21 protein-coding genes and 1 pseudogene are annotated in these 21672 nt (G+C 62.5%); 11 read left to right on the top strand and 11 right to left on the bottom strand.

Annotation, left to right across the window (positions count from 1 at the left end):
- Nucleotides 1–269: 269 nt before the first annotated feature.
- On the bottom strand, nucleotides 270–536 hold the full coding sequence (locus tag OVY29_RS14585) for a hypothetical protein (RefSeq protein ID WP_137890115.1): 267 nt from the start codon (nucleotides 534–536) through the stop codon (nucleotides 270–272).
- Nucleotides 537–600: 64 nt separating this feature from the next.
- Complete coding sequence (locus OVY29_RS14580) at nucleotides 601–1038, bottom strand: hypothetical protein (protein WP_313911624.1); 438 nt, start codon at nucleotides 1036–1038, stop codon at nucleotides 601–603.
- Between the two features lie 199 nt (nucleotides 1039–1237).
- On the opposite strand from OVY29_RS14580, the gene OVY29_RS14575 reads away from it, so the two are divergent.
- Nucleotides 1238–3352 carry a TonB-dependent receptor gene (locus OVY29_RS14575; protein WP_313911623.1) on the top strand — a complete coding sequence of 705 codons (2115 nt, stop codon included), beginning with the start codon at nucleotides 1238–1240 and terminating at the stop codon, nucleotides 3350–3352.
- 315 nt (nucleotides 3353–3667) lie between these two features.
- Here OVY29_RS14575 and OVY29_RS14570 read toward each other — a convergent pair whose 3' ends face one another.
- The 8 genes from OVY29_RS14570 to copC all read right to left on the bottom strand — a co-directional run bounded on the left by OVY29_RS14570 (nucleotide 3668) and on the right by copC (nucleotide 11920).
- Nucleotides 3668–4945 carry a type II restriction endonuclease gene (locus OVY29_RS14570; RefSeq protein WP_137890117.1) on the bottom strand — a complete coding sequence of 426 codons (1278 nt, stop codon included), beginning with the start codon at nucleotides 4943–4945 and terminating at the stop codon, nucleotides 3668–3670.
- A 184-nt stretch (nucleotides 4946–5129) separates the two neighbouring features.
- Entirely contained in the window at nucleotides 5130–5759 is a 630-nt protein-coding gene (locus tag OVY29_RS14565) for a c-type cytochrome (protein ID WP_137890118.1), read from the bottom strand.
- Between the two features lie 257 nt (nucleotides 5760–6016).
- The gene (locus OVY29_RS14560; RefSeq protein ID WP_053555655.1) at nucleotides 6017–6493 is read right to left on the bottom strand and encodes a YybH family protein; all 477 of its coding nucleotides are present in this window, start codon (nucleotides 6491–6493) and stop codon (nucleotides 6017–6019) included.
- A gap of 43 nt (nucleotides 6494–6536) precedes the next feature.
- Nucleotides 6537–8858, bottom strand: a complete 2322-nt coding sequence (locus tag OVY29_RS14555; protein WP_077031248.1) for a heavy metal translocating P-type ATPase — start codon at nucleotides 8856–8858, stop codon at nucleotides 6537–6539.
- A 166-nt stretch (nucleotides 8859–9024) separates the two neighbouring features.
- Entirely contained in the window at nucleotides 9025–9702 is a 678-nt protein-coding gene (locus OVY29_RS14550; protein ID WP_011542705.1) for a class I SAM-dependent methyltransferase, read from the bottom strand.
- A gap of 137 nt (nucleotides 9703–9839) precedes the next feature.
- The gene (locus OVY29_RS14545; RefSeq protein WP_313911622.1) at nucleotides 9840–10331 is read right to left on the bottom strand and encodes a helix-turn-helix domain-containing protein; all 492 of its coding nucleotides are present in this window, start codon (nucleotides 10329–10331) and stop codon (nucleotides 9840–9842) included.
- 230 nt (nucleotides 10332–10561) lie between these two features.
- Nucleotides 10562–11530 carry a copper homeostasis membrane protein CopD gene (gene copD / locus OVY29_RS14540; protein WP_077031247.1) on the bottom strand — a complete coding sequence of 323 codons (969 nt, stop codon included), beginning with the start codon at nucleotides 11528–11530 and terminating at the stop codon, nucleotides 10562–10564.
- A gap of 6 nt (nucleotides 11531–11536) precedes the next feature.
- Nucleotides 11537–11920 carry a copper homeostasis periplasmic binding protein CopC gene (copC, locus tag OVY29_RS14535; RefSeq protein ID WP_011542702.1) on the bottom strand — a complete coding sequence of 128 codons (384 nt, stop codon included), beginning with the start codon at nucleotides 11918–11920 and terminating at the stop codon, nucleotides 11537–11539.
- A 164-nt stretch (nucleotides 11921–12084) separates the two neighbouring features.
- Here copC and OVY29_RS14530 point away from each other — a divergent pair, with 164 nt between their 5' ends.
- The 10 genes and pseudogenes from OVY29_RS14530 to OVY29_RS14485 all read left to right on the top strand — a co-directional run bounded on the left by OVY29_RS14530 (nucleotide 12085) and on the right by OVY29_RS14485 (nucleotide 20714).
- Nucleotides 12085–12330, top strand: coding sequence for a hypothetical protein (locus OVY29_RS14530; protein ID WP_137870392.1), 246 nt, complete (start codon nucleotides 12085–12087; stop codon nucleotides 12328–12330).
- 2 nt (nucleotides 12331–12332) lie between these two features.
- Nucleotides 12333–12770, top strand: a complete 438-nt coding sequence (locus OVY29_RS14525) for a periplasmic heavy metal sensor (protein WP_003046401.1) — start codon at nucleotides 12333–12335, stop codon at nucleotides 12768–12770.
- Entirely contained in the window at nucleotides 12767–13351 is a 585-nt protein-coding gene (locus OVY29_RS14520) for an RNA polymerase sigma factor (protein ID WP_313911621.1), read from the top strand. The genes OVY29_RS14525 and OVY29_RS14520 overlap by 4 nt, the downstream gene beginning before the upstream one ends.
- 119 nt (nucleotides 13352–13470) lie before the next feature.
- A complete protein-coding gene (locus OVY29_RS14515; RefSeq protein ID WP_405053472.1) occupies nucleotides 13471–15306 on the top strand; it encodes a copper resistance system multicopper oxidase in 1836 nt (611 codons plus the stop codon).
- Nucleotides 15303–16513 (top strand): annotated as a pseudogene (locus tag OVY29_RS14510) (copper resistance protein B). The gene OVY29_RS14515 and the pseudogene OVY29_RS14510 overlap by 4 nt, the downstream one beginning before the upstream one ends.
- A 92-nt stretch (nucleotides 16514–16605) precedes the next feature.
- The gene (locus OVY29_RS14505; protein WP_223181178.1) at nucleotides 16606–16995 is read left to right on the top strand and encodes a DUF305 domain-containing protein; all 390 of its coding nucleotides are present in this window, start codon (nucleotides 16606–16608) and stop codon (nucleotides 16993–16995) included.
- Nucleotides 16996–17053: 58 nt separating this feature from the next.
- The gene (locus OVY29_RS14500) at nucleotides 17054–17521 is read left to right on the top strand and encodes a DUF411 domain-containing protein (RefSeq protein ID WP_313911620.1); all 468 of its coding nucleotides are present in this window, start codon (nucleotides 17054–17056) and stop codon (nucleotides 17519–17521) included.
- Between the two features lie 26 nt (nucleotides 17522–17547).
- Nucleotides 17548–17895: a hypothetical protein gene (locus OVY29_RS14495; RefSeq protein WP_137890128.1), complete on the top strand. Its 348-nt coding sequence runs from the start codon at nucleotides 17548–17550 to the stop codon at nucleotides 17893–17895.
- 7 nt (nucleotides 17896–17902) lie between these two features.
- A complete protein-coding gene (locus OVY29_RS14490; protein WP_039578987.1) occupies nucleotides 17903–18085 on the top strand; it encodes a DUF411 domain-containing protein in 183 nt (60 codons plus the stop codon).
- A gap of 157 nt (nucleotides 18086–18242) precedes the next feature.
- On the top strand, nucleotides 18243–20714 hold the full coding sequence (locus OVY29_RS14485) for a TonB-dependent receptor plug domain-containing protein (protein ID WP_039578990.1): 2472 nt from the start codon (nucleotides 18243–18245) through the stop codon (nucleotides 20712–20714).
- Nucleotides 20715–20750: 36 nt separating this feature from the next.
- Here the strand turns inward: OVY29_RS14485 and OVY29_RS14480 are convergent, their stop codons facing one another.
- Entirely contained in the window at nucleotides 20751–21656 is a 906-nt protein-coding gene (locus tag OVY29_RS14480; protein WP_003046376.1) for a LysR substrate-binding domain-containing protein, read from the bottom strand.
- Between the last annotated feature and the right edge of the window lie 16 nt (nucleotides 21657–21672).

The raw sequence follows: 21672 nt of genomic DNA, 5'->3' as shown, positions 1-21672 counted from the left end.
TTAGCTCTCGGCGACCCACGCAGCGTCGGTCACAGATGGTGCCGACGGAGCGGGTTCTACACTCCGCCGATACGTTGGGGCTGACCGTCATATGGGAGCCATGCTGGTCAGTTGCGCGGTAACGGTACTGGGCGCGGCAACCTCCCTTTGCCCTGTTCTTCGCCGCCGGCAGCGCAAGCAAAGCCGCCGCGAAGAATAGGCGCATGATGTCCCCCTTTGTGGACCGGGCAGGACCGTCCCCGGCGCAAGGGCGCCGGGGACGGAGAGCTTTACGCTCCGGGGTGCGCCATGTGGTCGCCAGACATCTTCTTCATGCAGTCGGCCGGACTGGACTTCATCATGTCGCAGTTGCATTCAGCCATCTGCGCCGATTTGTCCTTCACCCAGACGCGGACCCGCGAAGTTGTGTTGGACTTGTTCGGTCCCGGCACTTGGCGGGTCTGCCATTCATAATGGCCGTCCGGCGCTTCCTGCGCGAGAACGGGAGCGGCAAGGGTTGCGGCGGCGAGCGCGGCAACGGCAAATATCGTCTTCATGTCGAATTCCTCGGTTGAAAAGCTGGGAAGTGCGCGCCGGAATGGCCGACGCGCCTTGTGCAATTCAGCCGAGGAGCAGGGGTGGATCCGGTTCGGGACCGATCATCCGGCCAGCGAGCCGCCGGATCGGAAGCGGATCGAGCAAGCCCGGCATGTGAGCCGCGATCGCGAGCGGCACAGCCGACGATACCACCGCGGGTGGAACCGCGCAGCCCATCTTGGCGATGCAGTCGAGCGTGAGGCCCTGGCAGGGCTCCTTGTCTTGCGACTTGTCGATGCCCATCATTTCTGCGCATTCGGCGCTCATCGTCGGCGCAGCGATCGCGGTATCTTGCATCGGCATTGCCGGCGCGGAGGCGAACGCCGCTTCCTGGGCAAGAAGACCCAGCAAGGCTCCGATAAGCAGCAGAAGAGATATCCGACGTTTCACGTTAAAAGTATGATCCTTGGCGTTTCCCGCGTCAACTCGATTCTGGCGGGTCGGACCAATCGGTAGATGCAAGGCTGTGAATCTGGAGTCCTCCGCACTATTTTTAAGGGGTGAGCAGTTCTGGTGCGTAGTCAATCTCAGTAGGGGTTGTTGAGTGCTCGAACCCGGAGGTCGTAATCAGCGGCTTGCGGGCGTGTATGGCTTTGTCCTCGACTTCCCCGAACTTCATTGGGCTGCGCAATCGCGTGGTTTTCTAAACAGGGGAAATATAATGAATATTCGATACTATCGCGTGTCAAAGAGTCGTGCGGTGCATGGCGCTTCGCTGGCGGCGATCGCAATGGGGTTTGCGATGCCCTCGCACGCTCAGGAAAGTCAGTCTGAGGGCCTTACCGAGATCATCGTAACCGCTGAGAAGCGTGAGGAAAATTTGCAGTCGGTTCCGGTCTCCGTGACGGCAATGACCGGCGAGGCGCTCACCGCGACGGGCATATCCAACGTCGAGGACCTGCAATTCTTCGTGCCGGGTGTTTCGATTACCAACGACTCAATGGCGATCATCAATATTCGCGGGATTGGGACTTCCGCGTTCGGCGTCGCAACCGACCCCAGCACGACCGTCCATTACGACGGTGTCTATATTTCGCGCCCGACAACGAGCTATCAAGACCTGTTCGACGTCGAACGCATCGAGGTGCTGCGCGGCCCGCAAGGCGTGCTTTTTGGTCGCAACTCTGCCGGCGGCACCCTCAATATCATCTCCAAAATGCCGACCGAGGAACTGAGCGGCACGCTTGGACTCACCATCGGCAATTATGAGAAGCGCTCCGCCAGCGGGACGATTTCCGGGCCGCTCGGTGAAGGCGTCCGGGGCCGCATCACGTTGCTCGCGAACCAGCGCGAAGGCATCTACCGCGACATCGTCTCGGGGCGGCGCTATCAGAATGAGGACAATCTCGCGGGGCGGTTGACCCTGGCTATCGACGCCAGCGATCGTCTTGAGATCGTGCTGCGGGCAGATGCGAGTCGTGATCGCGAAACCGGAGCGCGGTCGGTGCGGCCCTTTTATCCGCAGGGTTTCATCGATGCGGGTGCGACCATCCCGGCCAATTACAGGGAGGCTGCGCTCGACCGCCTGCCGCGCTACGATGTCGATGCCTGGGGCGCCTCCTCGACGATGAACTGGGATGGTGGACCGGTCACGATCCGCTCGATCACCGCGCTCCGCAAAAGCAAGGTCGTCCAGGCACTCGACGTCGATTCGACCGACCTCTTCCTCCGCGACATTGAGTTCTACGAGCGCTCGCGCACCTTTACGCAGGAGTTCCAACTCCTCAACAACGATGCAGACAAGCTGCGCTGGATCGTCGGCGCCTTTTATCTCAACGAGAAGGGCAATGATGAAATCCGCATCATCGAGCCTGGACGCCGGCTTGCGATCCCAGAGAATAACACGACAAATGCCTTCGCGCTCTTTGGCCAGGCAAGCTACGAATTCTTCGAACGGCTTCGGCTGACGGGTGGTCTGCGTTACTCCTATGAAAAGAAGGATTTTGCCTATCAAATCTTCCTGAACGGGAACCAGGTCGATGCCGGCCAACCCAAATCATCGTGGACCGCCTGGACCCCGAAAATCGGGATCGATTACGATGTCAGCGATGATGTCATGGCCTATGCGTCGGCAACCCGCGGATTCAAGTCGGGCGGATTTCAACTGGGCGACGGCAACCCGTTCCTGCCGGAATATGTATGGAGCTATGAGGTCGGCCTGAAATCGACCCTCCTTGACCGGCGGCTTCGCGCGAACTTCTCGGCCTTCTATTATGATTATACCAATCTCCAGGTGGTCGAATATAACAATGGCGTCGCCAGCACGACGAATGCCGGTAAGGCGACGATTAAGGGGGTCGAGGCCGAGTTCATGGCGCGTCCGCTTGATCGGCTGACGCTCACATCGACGATCGCTTATCTCGATGCCCGCTACGACGTCTATTTTGATGATGTTGGTGGGAGCCTCAGGGGCAACCGCCTGCCGAATGCGCCGCAGTGGAACATCACCCTTGGCGGCGAATATAAGGCACCACTCGGGGACGGAACGCTGACATTGCGGACCGATGTGTCATGGCGCGACAGCGTCTTTTTCAAGCCAAACAACAATCCGCTCTTCTCAGGAAACGCTACGACACTCGTCAACGGTCGTGTTGCATGGCAGCCTGGGAGCGAGGCTTGGGAAATTGCGCTTTATGGCCGAAACCTGACCGACGAGCGATATGTGAGCTACAGCACGATCGGGACGGACGCGAACGGTGTTTCGAATCCGACCCTGCCGCTCTACATCTACGGCGAGCCGCGTCAGTACGGACTGCAGCTGCGCTATTTCTTCTGAGCTCCTCGTTCTGCGAGGTCCCCGGCGGCACCCCTGCGGCCGTCGGTCCTCCCGGGCGCTAACGTGCCCGGGAGGAATATCTCTTCTGGACGCAGGTCATCGTATGCTCGTCACTCCAGGGGCGCTGTCGCATGGCCACATCGGGAACAAGGATGATGGGACGCTGAGCGGGTCAGGGCGATTTCCACGAGCAGATCAGAGCAGTCTGATCCTGAACGCCTGCCACGCGTGAAATTTTCGTGTTTTGCGAGCGCCGCGAACGTCACAACGATGCAATGATCGATTGGTTTGGAACGGAACCCTGTTCTCGGAGCCTCAAGGCAATTGATGGGCAATCGCCTTAATCGCCTTCAGGCCCGATCCGAAGCGGGCGATGGCGGTCCGGTGCCGCTCGAGTTCGCTATACGGCAGGTAGGAGATGTCGAGATCTCCGATCCGGCTGAATGCCGGGCGTCGGAGCTGGGCGCGGACATCTGCTTCTCGGGCGTCGGGTGCAACAAGGAAAAGTGCCGTCGATAAATGAAGATTCTCGCTGCTCAGCGCGAGATCGAGCATGCGGACAATTCCGGAATAGATGGATGTCGAATGCTCTACTTCGAATGCCGCCGCGACCGTAGCGGTCGAGTGATCGAGCCAAAGAACGTCGATCAGCCTTATTGCATCGCTTCCCTTGGCGGTTGCGATGGCATGCGGCAAGCTATCGAGACATCGAGAACCGAGCGGCAAGCCCTCATGAAGGCGCCCCCGGTCGTTTGCCGCTATCCAGACGTCATATCCCAGTGCAAGCCCGAGATCTCGAAGCCAGGATTGGATTTCGCCGTGCGTCCGGTCGCTCTCTTTCTGATTTGCAATAGCCTTGTCGAGCTTTTGCGTCTGCGCGCGCGTTTCGTCCAGCATGGCAGTCCAGTCGCGCGCGTTTTCGGTCGAATCGCTGCGCGGCGGGGCCGGAAACCTTCCCGATCCGATATCGAACAGCAGCCCGCCAATGGCCCCCAAGTCGTTGGAGAGAAGATCACGGTAGCGGTCGTTGAGATCGAGTATGCCAGCGCGCATGGCCAGGAAATGCTCCCAGCTGCCAAGCTTCACATTGGCACCCGTCACCGCGTTGTAGCCCTTGACGATTGCCGTGTTGAAGGGAGGCACAAGAGTGGGATGCAGAAAATAGAGAAGATTGGCTACCGCGGGACCCAACCCTTTGATCTTCTGTCTATCGATTGCGTGGATCCCGGCGACGACTTCTTCCGCAGTATCGCAGCAGGAGCAATGGTGAAGAAGTCTGCCAAAGGCTCGTTGATTGTCGGCGTTCTCGTAGATGTCGGGGATTCTGAGTTTGGGCTTCCACAAGAAGGCATGATCCGCACCTTTGAAAATCTGTCGTTGTTCGGCGACCGAATGAACAATGATCTCCAATGACGAACCCCGATATGCCGCTCCGAAGGTGCCGGCCTCGATTTCGGCGACGACCTGCGAGATTCCTCTTCTGATCGAACGAAAATTCTTCAGTCGTTCCTCCCATAGGAACCAGCTTTGATAGGTCGAGCCGGGATCGCCGCGCCAGCGCTCGATCAGTTCGCGGACAAGGTCGCGCTCCATGTGCATAGCCCCGCTAAATCCATTCCGAATTGCTGTTTTCCACCTGCGACTAGCCGCGCCAAGACAATTCGCTGGCTCCGGCCCGTAGCGAAAGTCGAGACCTTCCGTCCCACCGGCAAAGTAGAGGGATGTCGGAGGTCGGAACGTGTCGATTCACCCCGGTGCTGTATGATTGTCGATGACGTCAGTGCCCAGCGTGTTCGCCCGCCCCACTTGGTTCCTGACTCGCGCCTTCAGCCTTGGTCATGCCCTTCATCATCGCGTCGTGGTCCATTGGCGCATCCTGCGTCATAGCCTGATACTGTGCCGGCGACAGGCCCGGGAGTTTTCGGACAAACGCGACCATATCCCAGATAAGACGATCATCATGCGTTTTCCCCCAAGCCGGCATGGCGGTCATCTTGATTCCATGCTTGATAATCCAGAATTGCTCCGAGGCAGAACGATCCGAACCTTTGAACAAGATGGGCGCTTGCGGATACAGCCCCTGACTCATTTCGGTTTTTTCCATTCCGGGCGCCAGATGGCAGCCGCTGCACATCTCCGTGTATAGTCCGGCGCCCGATGCGATCCGCGCCGGAGCCGCCAAATCCGCCGGCACCGCGATCGATCCGGACCGGGCTGCGATGGATTGCTCCCTGAATGTTTCGATGACGCTGTAAGTCAGTCGGCTATGAGGTGCATCGGCCGCTATATTGTACAGGCCGAGATAGACGGTGATTGCTCCAGCGCCAGCTATGACGGCAACGGCCAGGAGCGTGAACGCCAAGCTAGGCATGTGCTTCCGGAAATCGAAGTTTCGAAAACGCTCCATCGTCTATCTCCCTCAAAACAAGCGTCGAGCTGTGAAGCCGAACGCGATGCAAAGGCTGTTCAACAGATGATACGCACCGCAACAGGTTTTCCCTTGTCGCAAAGGAGACAGGTGGTTTGCGTACTTGCCGCGTCGAGGTAATTCCGGGCGCCCCTTACTCGATCGGACTTATGCGTTTCGTTCAGGCGCGGGCTCGGCGAGGCCTCAGGGCCCGCCCGGGCCCGCGAGCCTCGGGGGCGAGCCCTTTCTTCACGCGATCAGGCGCCGCCCGCCGGCCGCACCTTGGGCTTGCGTGAGGAACTGTGCAGATTGACGATCTGCCACTTTCCGTTTTCCCATTTAAGGACGCTCGTTGCGACGCCGTCCCGCTCGATTGTTTCGCCGCTCGCGAGTACGATCGAGAAGCTATAGGTCTCGGTCGCGATCGCTACATCGCCTTCGCCCCGAACCGATATCTTGTAGTTGCGGAAGGCAAAGGATCTGAACTCCTTGAGTTCGGGACCGAGGTGATGGTCGCGATAGTGGGCGAAATTCCCTTCGACGCCGCCCGACTCGAATATCTGGGCGTCTGGCGAAAAGAGTGCCTCGACGCCGGTCAGGTCCCGCTTTTCCATCGCTGATTTATACTGCGCGAGCGCTGCCGCCGCGCCCTGATAATCCACAGGCTCGGTCGCCTGAGCCGGGACGGCCACCAGCATGGCCAATGTGATTGCTGTAATCGTCAGTCGTCTCATATCATTTCCCCTTATTGCGTCCGAACTTCTCCGGTGGTTTCGATCAGATTCTGGCAAAGCGCAGCCGCAACGAATTGGCGATGACGCTGACGGACGAGAGTGCCATCGCAGCGGCGGCAATGACCGGCGAGAGCAATAGTCCGAAGACCGGATAGAGCACGCCCGCAGCGACCGGAATCCCGGCGACATTATAGGCGAAAGCGAAGAAGAGATTCTGGCGGATGTTCGCCATCGTCGCATGGCTGAGATGCCGCGCCCGCACGATGCCCAGAAGGTCGCCGCGCAGCAGCGTCACTCCCGCGCTTTCGATGGCGACATCGGTTCCCGAGCCCATCGCGATGCCGACGTCAGCGGCGGCGAGCGCGGGGGCGTCGTTGACCCCGTCGCCGGCCATCGCGACGATCCGGCCCTCTTCGCGCAGCCGCTGCACGACCGCACTCTTCTGGTCGGGGAGGACGTCGGCCTCAACGTCGTCGATGCCGAGGCGCCGCGCGATCGCCTCGGCGGTGACGCGATTGTCGCCGGTGAGCATGATGACCTTGATTCCGGCCTCGCGCAGCGCCGCGAGCGCGTCGCCCGTCGTTTCCTTGACGGGGTCGGCGATGGCGATGACCCCGGCCGCCTTGCCATTGACCGCGATGTAGATCGCCGTCGCGCCGTCTGTGCGAAGGCGGTCGGCTGCCTCGGTGAGCGCGCCCAGATCGACGTCATATTCTTCAAGAAAGCTCGCATTGCCGAGGACTATCGCCTTGTCGACGACGACCCCGACGATACCCTTGCCGACCGGCTGGTCGACCCCCGATGGCTCGACCAGCGCGAGGCCCCGGTCCTCGGCGGCCTTGACGATCGCGGCCGCCAATGGATGTTCGCTGCTGCGCTCGAGGCTCGCGGCAATCCGGAGCAGATCCTGCTCTTCGAAGCCTTCGGCGACGTCGATGGCGACGACCGAGGGCCTGCCTTCGGTCAGCGTCCCGGTCTTGTCGACGACGAGGGTGTCGACCTTCTCCATCCGTTCAAGCGCCTCGGCATTTTTGATCAGCACGCCGGCTTCGGCGCCACGCCCCACGCCGACCATGATCGACATCGGCGTCGCGAGACCGAGCGCGCAGGGGCAGGCGATGATGAGCACCGAGACGGCGGCGATAAGGCCGTAGGCCATGGCGGGCGCGGGGCCGAGAAGCGACCAGACAATGAAAGCGACGATGGCGACGACGATGACGCCGGGCACGAACCAGCCCGAAACGGTATCGGCGAGACGCTGGATCGGCGCCCGGCTGCGCTGCGCGTCGGCGACCATTTGTACGATCCGCGCGAGCATCGTGTCGCGCCCGACCTTCTCGCTGCGCATGAGCAGGCCGCCCGTCTGGTTGATCGTCCCGCCGATCAGCGCCGCGCCGGCCGCCTTGGTGACCGGCATCGATTCGCCCGTAACCATCGATTCGTCGACTGTGCCGCGGCCTTCTACGACGATGCCATCGACGGGGACTTTTTCGCCCGGACGGATGCGCAGCATGTCGCCGACCGCGACTTCCTCGAGCGCTACCTCCTCGTCGCTTCCATCGCTGCGGACGCGCCGGGCGAGCTTCGGTGTCAGGTCAAGGAGCGCGCGGATCGCGCCGCTCGTCGTTTCGCGGGCCCTGAGTTCGAGCACCTGCCCGAGTAGCACCAGGACCGTGATGACTGCGGCGGCCTCGAAATAGACCGCGACCGAACCATCGGCGGCGCGGAAGGCTGCCGGGAAGATTTGCGGGAGAATCGCCGCCATCATGCTGTAGCCCCAGGCAACGCCCGTCCCCATCGCTATGAGGGTGAACATGTTGAGGCTCTTGTTGCGGATCGAGAGCCAGGCGCGCTCGAAGAAGGGCCAGCCAGCCCATAGCACGACGGGGGTCGCGAGCAGCATCTGGATCCAGTTGTTCGTCTGGCGGCCGACATATTGGTGGAGGCCCGTCAGATGGCCGCCCATTTCGAGCGCAACCACCGGAAGGGCGAGAAGGAGCCCGATCCAGAAGCGCCGCCGCATATCGCGATATTCTTCGCTGGGGCCGTCCGATGCTGTCGGCATGACGGGCTCGAGTGCCATGCCGCAGATCGGGCAGCTTCCGGGGCCGGCGCGCTGGATTTCGGGATGCATCGGGCAGGTCCAGATGGCGCCTTCGGGTGCATCGGCTGCGGCCGGCTCGCTTTTTGCGGCATAAAGATCGGGATCGGCCTCGAATTTGGCGAGGCAGCCTGCGCTGCAGAAATAGTGATGCTTGCCGCTATGCGTCGCGGTGTGAGGTGTGGTGGCCGGATCGACCGTCATGCCGCAGACGGGATCGGTCGTGCTCCCGCTGCCTTTTTCTGCGCCCTGATGATCGTGCATCGCCGCCGCTCCCGTATGTGTCGGATGCCCGCCTCGCGGCGGGGCGGTCCAAACGCCACCGGTCGAGTTCGCCGCTGGCGTCGTTCCTGGCGGTTCCAGAATGGAGCCGCTTCTATCGATACGCAAGAAAGGCGATTATCCCTTGGATTTTCTTTGCCCTGTGCCGTCAGGTCCCGGGCTTTCGGGCCTCGATGATCGCGATCGCACCGGTTGGCGTGCGGAACGTCTCAAGTTCGCGAACATCGCAAAAGCCTGCCTCTCTCATCAGCACCGGGAGCAATCCATCGGCGTTGGGTTGGGTGTCCTGGACGCCGTCGAGCTGCTGGATCGTCAGGCGGAACAGCAACCGCATGAGGCGGCTGCGCTGTTCTCCATAGTCGGTGACATAGAGTTTGCCGCCCGGCGCGAGCACCTGCCGGGCCTCGCGTAGCAGACGTGCCTTTTCCTCAAGCCCGACCTGATGAAGGACGAGGCAGATCGCAATCTTGGAAGGCGAGGGCCAGTCATCGATCGCCGAAGCCGCGAAAAAGCCAACTCGAAACTCCGGCGGTGGAACAATCTGCGCGGTCTTCGTTCGGGCAATTCGCGTCGCGGCCTCGTCGGGGTCGAAACCAAGATAGCGGACGTCCCGGCTATGGCGAGCGATCGCCAGCGCGAGATTTCCCGTACCCGAGCCGATATCGAGAATGACGTCACCCTCGCCGAGCGCCATATGGCGAACGAGACGGTCGCGCCACACGCGCTCGCGCGTCGTCACCGCGACGCCGAAATCATAAAAGGGCGTCAGGAAGTGATATCCTGCCGCTGGCGTGTAGGATCTTGCTACGGGTTTCGGGTCGGGCATGGCCGTCTCCTTTCGACGCTTTGGCTTGCCGCCGGATTGCGGCCGCACTCGCCGGTCTCGAGGAGACGCTTAGGGGCAAGCAGGCGCGGCGGTCTTGAATGTTTCGCCGGAGCGACGCGGTGCGAGGCGCATCCGGCTCAGGGCACGATTTCGAACGCGAAGGCGCTAAGGCCAGCCGAAGGCGTCACGCCTAGCCATTGAGCGCAGCGGCGCGTGAAGTGCGACTGATCGGCGAAGCCTCCCGCCGCCGCTGCGTCGGCGAGACCTCCGCCGCCGACCAGCGCCCGCACGGCGCGTTGAAGCTGGAGCCACTGCAGCAATTTGGCCGGAGGCACGCCGAAGTCGCGGCAGACGATTTCGCGAAGGCGCGAGGGCGAGAGGCAGGCGACGTCGGCCAACGCGCGCGCGGTCGACAAATCACTAGGGGCCGCGAGCGCCTCGGACAGGCGTGCATCCACCGGACGCACCTGCGACCGGTCGAGATAGTCGGACGCCCAGCGCTTCGCGTCCGCGCCGCTAGCGATATCGCATAGTCCGGCCGTCTCTACTGGTGTCAACAGGACGGGCGCCGATCCGGCGGACAGCCGCGCGTCGGCACGAAAAAGCGGGTCGAGATAAAATGATCGCACGAGGGCGCCCGGCGGTCCCAGGCGGTGCCGGACATGCGATGCGATGGCAATGGCGTGTCCGGCAGGGACTATCATGTCGGCATCACCGGAAATTTCGAGGTCTCGTTCGACGGCGAGGCTGATCTGATGCGCCACATGGCTATGAGGACGGCTGCTCCCGATGCGTGCGTCAATCAACGCCCAGCCGGCCCCGAGCATGATCGAACCGGACCATGAGACGGTGCTGGCGGTCAAACCGGATCGACGGCGACGAAGGGTTCGAGCGTGCCGAACCAGGCGACCAGCGCGAGTATGGCGAGCGCGGCCGACGCTTCGATGACCAGGCTTCTGCGCATGGCTGCGATCGCGAGGTCGGGGTCGGCGGCGACATTGTCGGTATTGGTCTCCGGGACGGCGGCCGCGAGCGCCGGGGTCAGCTGCCAGCGGTTCGCCGCCGCGAGCGCTAACATCAGTCCGAACAGCGCAAGCTTGGCGAGGAGCAATTGTCCATAGGGCGAGCCGAGGGAGCGGCCGAGATTCTCGGCGCCGACGATCATCTGGCTGTTGACGAGGCCGGTGGCGGCGATGACGAGGACGCAGATCGTACCGACGCGCGAGAATTGATCGAGACTCCGCGACGCAATTTGGAGTCCCCCCGGCCATTCGCGGAGGCGCTGGGGCGAGATCAGCATAAGAAAGGCGCCGATTGCGCCGATCCAGACCGCCGCTGCGATCAGGTGCAATATGTCGCTGGCCCGATGCAGGGTGCCCGCCGCGCCCTCGGTCGCGCCCGCATGGCCCGACCAGACCAAGGTCGCGACGGCGACCGAGCCGGCAAGAGTGAGTATGGCGGCTGCGATTGTCGGCCGGCGCGTCATCCAGACTGCCGCCGCCAACGCAACGAGCAGCGCGGCGCTCCGGTAGATCCAGGCCATGCCGACCTCGGTTTCGCGAACCAGATCCCAAAAGGGTTGGAACTCCAGGGAGAGGATGCCCACGCCCTGCATCGAGGCCGCGAGCACGCCCATTCCGAGGCTGGAGACGAGCAGCCCGATGGCGCAGAGCCATCGTTCTGCGCGCCAGATCGCGGCCATCATCGGCTGCGGCTCATGGCGTTCGCTCCGCGTCAGCGCAAAAAGCGGGAACGCAGCAAGGCCGGCGATGAGCATCAGGTCCGCATAAAGTGCGAACCTGATGCCGATCAGAACGGGGTCCCCCACCGTCTTTTACTTTACGGTGAAGCTGAATTCGCTGCCCATGCGGTGGGTATCAGCGCCCGCCGCCGACCATGTGACCTTGTAGGTTCCGGCTGTCAGCGGCCGCTTGAGCATCAGCATCGCCGACTTGCCCTCTTTGCCCATCATCGACGAGTAAGGCACCTTCATCGGGGCATGATTGGCCATGCCGGGCATGCCGGTCATGACCAGCTCGGTCTTGAGGGTCGAGGCGACGATCTTTTCGTTGAACTGAAGATTGACCGACGTGACCTTCGAAACGGTCGAATTGGCGGCGGGCGTCGAGCTGACGAGCTTGGTGTGCGCGCTTGCCGTGGCCGGCATGAGAAGCAGAGCGAAAGCCGCCGCTGCAGAGGGGAGAAGAGACTTGAACATGAACACCTCCAAATGCGTGTCTGTCCTGCTAATACGCAGGATATCGGCATGGCCCTCAAATATTCCGGAATAATATTCTGGTGTGAGGGGTGAGGCGCTTCGGCGCGTATGTACAATGATGGAAAGGTTTGAAGAGACGATCGATGGATAAGGAGCTTCGCATTTTGAACAGGATCGATCTGCCCGCAGCGCTCGATGCGCTCGATGATCGCATCATGGGCGCATTGGCGATCCGCCGGCGCGAAGCGGTAGCGATGCGCCGCCTGATGGCGCTCGCGGCCTTTGTCTCGCTCGGCGGCGGTGTTTTTGCGGGGAGTGCGATTTCCCAGCCGGCGGTCGCGGCAAGCCCCCTGACCCCATTCGGCCCGCCTAGCGCATTGGTGCCTTCCACCTTGCTGGATGTACAGTAGCAATGCCGTCGCGCCGTCTTCTTCTCTTGGGGCTCATTGCCTTCGCCGCGGCGATTGCCGGCGTGTTCATCGGCCGTCTGGTGGCCGATGCGCCCAAAGCCAGCGAAACCGAACTTCATGCGCTTCTCCACGGCCAACTCGACCTGACCCCGGAGCAGGAAAAGAAACTCGAGCGGATCGAAGCCGACTTCGCCGGTCGCCGCCAGGCGCTCGAACTCGAGATGCGCGCCGCCAATGTCCGGCTCGCGCAGGCGATCGAAGCCGAGCATGGCTATGGACCGCGCGTCACCGAGGCGATCGACGAGACGCATGAGGTGATGGGGACATTGCAGAAGGAAACGCTCCAGCATCTCTTCGCGATGCGCGGGGTTCTCAACCCCGATCAAGCGGAAATGTTCGACAAAAGCGTGGTCAAGGCGCTGACCGCCGATGCGCGGTGAGCGCCGACCTATCGCAATGTAGCGACCAGGATCTGACGGCCTTTGCGCGCGCGCACCGCGAAGACGCCTATCGCGAGTTGCTGCGCCGTTACAAAACGGGCGTCTACCGGCTCATCGTAAAGCAGATCGGCGATGCCGACGAGGCGATGGATCTGACGCAAGAGACGTTCGTCTCCGGCTTTTCGGCGCTCGATCGCTATGATGGCGAACGCCCCTTCCGCACATGGATCGCCCGTATCGCGCTCAACAAATGTCGCGACTGGGCACGACGGCGAAAGGTGCGCGCCTTTTTCTCCCGCGCGCTCCCGCTCGAAAATGCGCATCACGTAGCAAGCGATGGTCCTGGGCCCGATTCCGCGGCGACCGACAGGCGAGAGCTCGCCAAGGTTCGCGGGGCGATCGATCAGCTGCCGCAGAATTTGCGCGAAGTGTTGCTCCTCCGCGGTGTCGACGAGGTCAGCCAGGCCGAAACAGCGGTCATTTTGCGCGTCAGCGAGAAAACAGTCGAAACGCGCCTCTATCGAGCGCGGACCAGGCTCCGGGAATTGCTCGCGGGAACATCTGCGAGCGCCGAGGGTTGAGGGTTCGACCGCTCGTTCAGGCGGCATCTCCTCATCGTCCGGCATTTTTATTGAGGGGCAGCCGTGCCGCCTGCGTATAGCTTTAGGAACAGTCAGTAACGGTCGGAAAGAATATGCAGATGGAAAGGCGTCGGTTCGTCAGTGGAGCTTTGGGTGGAGGGGCTGCTGCGGCGATGGCCGCATGGTTCCCGGCCTGGGCCCAGTCGGTGTCGTCCGGCATCACCGCGCCGCTTCCGACCGTATCCGGCAATGACATAACGCTGCGCATCGCCCGGCAGACGATGCGGATCGACGGCAAGGTCAGCCGCGCGATCGGGATCAACGGCACCGTGCCCGCGCCGCTCGTCCGTCTAAAGGAAGGGCAGACAGCGCGCCTGACCGTCGTCAACGATCTCGACGAGGACAGCTCGATCCACTGGCACGGGCTGATCCTGCCGTTCCAGATGGACGGCGTGCCCGGCGTCAGCTTCCCCGGCATCAAGCCGCGCTCGAAGTTTGTCTATGAATTCCCGGTCGTTCAATCGGGGACTTATTGGTATCACAGCCATTCGGGGCTTCAGGAACAGCTCGGCCATTATGGCCCGATCGTCATCGATCCCGCGGGCGCCGACCCGATCGGCTACGATCGCGAGCATGTCGTCGTCCTGTCCGACCACAGTCAATTGTCGCCCGAGGCGATCTTCCGCAAGCTCAAGGTCAATCCCGGCCATTTCAACATGCAGCGCCAGACGCTGGCGGGCCTGCTCGCCGGCAAGGATCAACCGCTCAAGGAGCGGATCGATTGGGGCAAGATGCGGATGGACCCGACCGACGTCGCCGACGTCAATGGTTCGACATACACCTTCCTCGTCAACGGCCATGGTCCGCGCGACAACTGGACCGCGCTCTTCAGCCCGGGCGAGCGGGTGCGCCTGCGTATCGTCAATGCGTCGGCGATGACGATCTTCAACGTCCGCATCCCGGGCCTCAGGATGACCGTGGTGCAGGCCGACGGCCTCAATGTCGTGCCGACCGAGATCGACGAGTTCCAGATCGCGGTCGCCGAAACCTATGACGTCATCGTCACGCCGGTCGAGGACCGTGCTTATACGCTCGTTGCCGAGGCCAATGACCGGTCGGGCATGGGACGCGCGACGCTCGCACCGCGCGCCGGCATGGTCGCCGAGGTGCCGCCGCTCCGCGAACGGCCGCTCGCGACCATGAAGGACATGGGCATGGGCGACATGTCGGGCGGCTCGATGGCGGGTATGGACCATTCGGGCGGCGATATGGGCGCCATGCCCATGCCGGCGAGCGATCCTTCCTGTCCCCCTGAACATGCCAAGATGGGCCATTGTACGCCAGCGGGGGAAAGCGGCGCGATGGCGGGCATGGATCATGGATCGGGCGGAGGCATGCAGCACAGCATGCGCGACTTCAGTGTCGCGCCGCAGGTCAAGCGCGACCCGAGCGTCCAGACGATCTCGCCGATGCCGATGGATCGCATGGACGAGCCGGGGCAGGGACTGGAGAATGTCGGGCACAAGGTGCTGACCTACCATGACCTTGTCGCGCTCGAGCGCAACCCCGATACCCGCGCCGCCTCGCGCTCGCTCGACATCCATCTGACCGGCAATATGGAACGCTTCATGTGGTCGTTCGACGGCATCAAGATGTCCGACTATCACGAGCCCATCCCCTTCATCGAGGGAGAGCGCGTGCGGATCAACCTCATCAACGATTCGATGATGAGCCACCCCATCCACCTCCACGGTCATTTTTTCGAACTGGTGACGGGCAAGGGCGACCGGTCGCCGCGCAAGCATACGGTGCTTGTCCAGCCGGGCGGCATCGCGAGCTTCGATTTTACCGCCGACGCGCTCGGCGACTGGGCGTTCCATTGCCATCTTCTCTATCACATGCACGCGGGAATGATGCGCGTCGTCAGCGTCCGTCCGAAGGGAGACGGCGAATGACCCGGGTCGCGCTTCTCCTCGCGGGTATCGCCCCGCTGACCTTTGCTGTGCCCGCCGCGGCGCAGTCGATGGATCATTCGATGCATGGTGCGGCGCCCGCGCCGACACCCGCTCCCTCGCCAACGCCAGCGCCGGTAGCGCAGCCCGCGCCCGAAGCGCCCGCCGAAGGGTCGATGGAGCAGATGGACCATGGGAGCATGCAGGGCATGGACATGGAGCCCAAAACTTCGACCTGCCCGCCCAAACATGCGGCGATGGGTCATTGTACGCCCGAGGCGGAGGCTTCGGGCAAGGGCGCTTCTGACATGGACGCGATGGATCATGGCACGGCGGCGCCGTCCGATCCCGATTGTCCGCCCGAACATGCCAAAATGGGCCATTGCACCCCGAAGGGCGGGTCTGCGGACCCCATGGCCGGAATGGAAGGCATGGCGACGATGAGCGGCGCCAGCGGCACCGACTTGCCGCCGGGCGATGCTACCGCGCCTGCGCCTCCCGGCGACTGGTATGCCGATCGCATTTATCCCCAAGCCGAAATGGAGCATTCGCGCCACGACATGATGAAAGAGAATGGTGCGCAGACCATCGCTTTCATCAGCTTCAACCTTGCCGAATATCAGGCGCGCAAGGGCCGCGACGGGTTCCGCTGGGACGGTGAGGCTTGGTACGGCGGCGACATTAACCGGCTGACGATCAAGAGCGAAGGCGAGGGCGTGTTCGGCGAAGGCATCGAGAGCGCCGAGGTACAGGCGCTCTACAGCCGGGCGATCGGACCCTATTTCAACGCGCAGGCGGGTATCAGGCAGGATCTTGGGCCCGGCCCCGACCGCACCTATGCGACGATCGGCTTCGAGGGGCTCGCCCCCATTGGTTCGAAGTCGAGGGCGCGCTGTTTCTTTCGAACAAGGGTGACCTGCTCGCCCGGCTCGAAGGCTATTACGACCAGCGCATCACCCAGAAACTGATCCTCCAGCCGATGGCGGAAGTCAATTTTGCGCTGCAGGATGTCCCCGAGACCGGCGTTGGTTCGGGGCTTTCGGATTTCGAGCTCGGGCTTCGCCTGCGTTACGAGGTCGTGAAGGAATTCGCGCCTTATGTCGGCGTCGAATGGGCGCGCAAGGTCGGCGATACCGCGCGTTTTGCCCGCGCCGCGGGCGAGGATGCGAGCGGCGTCAGCTTCGTGATGGGGGTGCGGGCCTGGTTCTAGAAGTTTCGCGGGGTGGCGACACGTCGAGGAGAAATGCCGTGAAACCAGCCTATCGCAGCCTCGCGCTGCAGACGATCGTCAGCGGCGTCATCATGTATTTGGTGATGTTCGTCATGATCGACCGCCTCTCGAGCTTCTACAATAATCTCAACATGCTCTACATGACGCTGATGATGGTCTCGCCGATGGTCGTGCTGATGATCGTCGCAATGCCGGGCATGTTCCCGTCGAAACGTCTCAATACGTTCCTGCTGCTGGGATCGGCAGTTGCCTTCTTCGGGAGCTTCGGGCTCATCCGGACACAGACGACGATCGGCGACACGGCCTTCTTGCGTTCGATGATCCCGCATCATTCGGGTGCGATCCTCATGTGTGAACAGGCTTCTCTCAAAGATGCCGAGATACGCGAACTCTGCCGCGGCATCATCGCGGGGCAGGCAGCCGAAATCGAACAGATGAAATCCATTCTCGCGAGGAAATGACATGAAAAATCCGATGACGCGCCGTCATCTTTTCGGCCTGATTGCGGTCGGATCGGGGATGGCGCTTGCGGCATGCAATTCTGCCTCGGGCCCGGCGGCGACCAGCGATAAGAATGGCGCGGCGCCCGCGCCGGGCGCCGAGACGTCCAGCCCCAAGCGAATGCTCGTTTATCGCGATCCCGAATGCGGCTGCTGCGAAGCTTGGGCGGATATCGCGCGCAAGGCGGGTTATGATGTGACTGTCGAGAACCGCGCTGACATGGCCGCCGTAAAGACGCGATATGGTGTGCCTGGCCAGCTGGCGTCGTGCCACACGGCAGTTATCGGCGGCTATGCCATTGAGGGTCATGTGCCGATGCAGCATGTCGCGAGGCTCCTTCACGACAAGCCACGCGACATTCGAGGGATCGCCGTGCCCGGCATGCCGCGCGGCTCACCAGGAATGGAAATGCCGGACGGAAGCGTGGACGCATTCGAAGTGATGGCGTTCGGCAGCGACGGCAAGGTTTCTGAATTCCGCGCATGACCTGCCGACACCAAGAGGAGACAGATATGACGAGATTCATTCCCCTGGCGAGCGCCGCCGCGCTGATATTTGCTCTGGCAGGATGCGGCACTGAGCCCGCGCAGCAGAGCGACGTCACACCGGAACAGAGTGAGGTCACTGCCGGTGAGCCGCCCGCAATGGTCGAGACCATGCCCGTAGCGGACGAGACGCCCGCCGCGTCTGCCCCGGCGGCGCCGACCAAAGAGGCAGTGCCTCCGGAGAAATCCCGCCCCAAGCAAGAACCTGCCGCGAAGGCCGCTGTGCCGCCACGGGCAAAGGCCGCGCCGGAAACGCCGAAACCTGTCGAACCCGAACCCGATCCTCATGCTGGGCACGATATGGACAAAAAATAAGGGGCATGTGCCGACGCGGCATGTCGACCGGGCGGTCGAGGACAAACTGCGCGATATGTCCGGCTTCGCCGTGCCCGGCATGCCGCGCGGCTCCCCGAACGGAAATGTCGAAGCATTCGAAGTCTTGACCTTCGGCGCCGATAGAAAGGCCGTTGTGTTCCACACGGACCCCCGGGAAGGGATCGAGTAACAGCGACCGGGCGCTGCTCGATGCCGCAGCGAGAGATATAACCATATGGAATAACCATCTCGTTTGTAGCGATGAGTGGTGATTATTTCTGGTCATGCCAAGGCCGCGAAGATAGCTCGGTGGCGAAGCCGAGAGCTTTCGCAAATGGGAGGGGACCATGAAGAAATTGCTTCGCACGAGTGGCTCGATTATCGCCGTCCTGGCAGGCATTTCGGCCGCCGCCGCCTTCGCGCAGGATAACGCCAAAGAGGCGCCGCAGCCGGGCGCGTCGCAGGGCGAAATCGTTGTGACGGGCACGCGGCGGAACGATCTCAAGGCGGCCGATTCCGCCCAGCCAATCGACATTATCACCGGCGCCGAACTGCTCGAAAAGGGCACGGCCGACATGAACGATCTTCTCCGCACCGAGGTCCCGTCGCTCAACGTCCAGCGCCTCGTCAGCAACGACGGCGCCGTTTTCACCCGGCCTTTCTCGCTGCGCGGCCTGCCGCCGGACCAGACGCTGGTGCTCGTGAACGGCAAACGGCGCCATCGCGGCGCGACGGTCCAGTTCACCAATGTTCCCTATATCCGGGGATCGCAGGGACCCGATCTTTCGGCGATTCCGTCGATCGCGATCGGCCAGCTGGAGGTTCTGCGTGACGGCGCGTCGGCGCTCTATGGATCGGATGCGATCGCCGGCGTTCTCAATTTCGGTCTGCGCCGCGATCGCGAAGGCGGATTGCTGATCGCCCGCTATGGCCAATTCTACAAGGGCGACGGTGAGGATTTCCTCGTCCAGGGCAATGTCGGGCTTCCCTTCACCGACGCCGGTTTCGTCAACATCAGCGGCGAATATGTGAACGCCAGCACGACGTCGCGCGGTATCCAGCGTCCCGACGCGCAGGCGCTCATCGATGCCGGCGTTCAGGATGTCCCGGTCCCGGCGCAGCGCTGGGGAAATCCCGAATCCGAGGCGGCGCGCATCTTCGTCAATGCCGGCATCGAACTGTCGGACGAGATGGAATTCTACACCTTCGGCAACTATAGCTGGAGCCGCGGCACGACGGCCTTCTTCTACCGCAACCCCAATGCCAGCTTCATTTCCACCTCGATTCCGCTCACCAATACGCCCGGAGGACAGCGCTTCAGCTTCCGCCAGCTCTTTCCCGGCGGCTTTACGCCGGATTTCGGCGCCACGGTGACCGACGCGGCGCTTGCGGCCGGCCTCAAGGGCGAATTCTCCTCGGGCCTGACCTATGACCTCAGCGCTTCCTATGGTCAGAACCATGCTTCCTACCGGATCGAAAATACGGTCAATCCGTCGCTTGGCCTCGCGTCGCCAACATCCTTCAAGCCGGGGCAGCTCGAGCAGCGCGAACTCGCTTTCAATCTCGATCTCACTTACCCCATCGCGATCGGCACCTCCGATCCGCTGACGCTTGCCGGCGGTCTCGAGTATCGGCGCGAGACATATGAGATCACGGCCGGCGACATCGCATCATGGCAGGTTGGTCCTTTCGCGTCGGTCATCGATCCCGATACCGGAAACCGCGTCGGACTGCCGGTCGGCTCGAACGGCTTCCCGGGCTTCAGTCCCATCCAGGCGGGCGAGTTCGCGCGCAGCAACTGGGCCGCCTATACGTCGCTCGAAGGCAATCTCACCGACGCGCTCCAGTTCGGCCTTGCCGGCCGCTACGAGAATTACTCGGACTTCGGCTCGAAATTCACCTGGAAGATCAACGGGCGATATGATTTCTCGGACGTCTTCGCGGTGCGCGGATCGGTCAACACCGGCTTTCGGGCGCCGACGCCGGGCCAGTCGAACGCCTCGCAAGTCCAGACCAACATCGACTCGATAACCGGGGCGCCGCTGACCGCAGGCATTATCGCGCCCAACAATCCGGTGGCGCAATTCTTCGGCGCGACGCCGCTTCGGCCCGAGAATTCGTTCAACGTCGCCGGCGGCATCGTGGTGAAGCCCTCCAATCGCATCACCTTCACGCTCGACTATTTCAACATCAAGGTCGAAGACCGGATCGCCGTATCGGGCAATTTCAATCTCACCCCGGCGCAGCGCGCGCAGCTCGCGGCGCTTGGCATTCCCGGTGGGGATTCCTTCCAGCAGGTGAGCTTCTTCACCAACTCCTTCGACAGCCGCACCCAGGGCGTCGATGCGGTGCTCACCGTGGGCTTCGACCTCGGCGGCGGCAAGGCCACGCTCGGCCTCAACGGCAACTATACCAAAACCGATGTCATCAAGGCTTCGCCGGTGATCACTGCGGACCGCGAGCGGCTGCTCGAACTCGAGGGCTTCGTTCCGAAGTGGAAGGGCAATGCGTCCTTCACTTATGCGGGCGAGCGCTTCGGCTTCGTCGCGCGCGCGAACTATTATGGCAAATGGACCGACTATGGCGCCGCACCGGCTGCCGACCAGACGGGCGGCGCCGAACTGCTGGTCGATCTCGAGCTGTCCTACAAGGTCAGCGACATGCTCAAGCTTGCGGTCGGCGGCGAGAATATCTTCGACAATTACCCCGACGTCGAGGCGCGGCAATCCCAGATCAACAACGGGATCCGATATCTCCGCTTCGCGCCGACGGGGTTCAACGGGGGCTTCTGGTACGTTCGCGCGACCGCCTCCTTCTGATCGGTGGCCGTGAGGGCCGTGCGGCGTCTTGTGTCTTCAGCTGGCGTCGGAGCCGAACATCGCGTCGCGGTGGGATTCGAGCACCGCGATAAAGGCCGCAGCGACTTGGGACATCGGCCTCAACTTCGGCGTGAAGAGCATATATTCGAAATGGACCTCCGGCGCGAAATCACGGACCGTAAGGCCCCGCTCGGCATAATCCGCTGCGGTCACGGGGTTGAGGATCGAACATCCGACCCCCTGCATGACAAGCGCGCAGATGGTCATCGCATATTGGGTTTCGATGACCATCTCGCGGTGGACGCCCGCGTCCTCGAAAATGCGATCGATGCGGTGACGCACGCCGTCCTCGAGCGCGAGCGAAATGAAGGGCTCGCCCTCGAGATCGGCCGGCCGAATGACGTCCTTGACGGCCAGCCGGTGACCGGCAGGGAGAACGCAGGCGCCGGGGCAGCGCAGGAAGCGCTCCATCCTTATGCCGGGCAATTCGCGCGCCGGCGTCGCGAGCCCGATGTCGAACTGCTGGTTCGCCATCCATTGCCGCACCGTCGAGGAACTGCGGGTCTGGAGCTGAACGGTGACGCCGGGATGCGTCTCGCGAAAGGCCGCGATCACGCGCGGCAGGAAACTGACCGCGAGCGCCGGGAGGGCGGCGATCCGGAGCGTACCGGTCGCCATGTTGCGAATGTCTTCCGCTACCCGCTTCAGGGCCGCAATACCCGAGAAACTCCGCTCGACTTCGTAGAAAAAGGCGTCGGCTTCGGGCGTCACGGTGAGCGCGCTGCCGCGCGAACGCAGGAAGAGCTGAAAGCCCAGCTGATGCTCGAGCTCGGCAAGCATCTTGCTCACCGCGGGTTGCGACAGGTTGAGCGACTGCGCGGCCTGGGTGACCGATCCGGAGAGCATTACGGCTCTGAAGGCTTCGAGGTGACGCAGGTTCATTGGACATCGCTCCCTA

This window comes from Sphingopyxis sp. SE2, from assembly GCF_032227185.1.
Lineage (GTDB): Bacteria > Pseudomonadota > Alphaproteobacteria > Sphingomonadales > Sphingomonadaceae > Sphingopyxis.
Note: the sequence above shows the minus strand (reverse complement) of the source record. Positions and strands in the feature narration are given on the sequence as shown.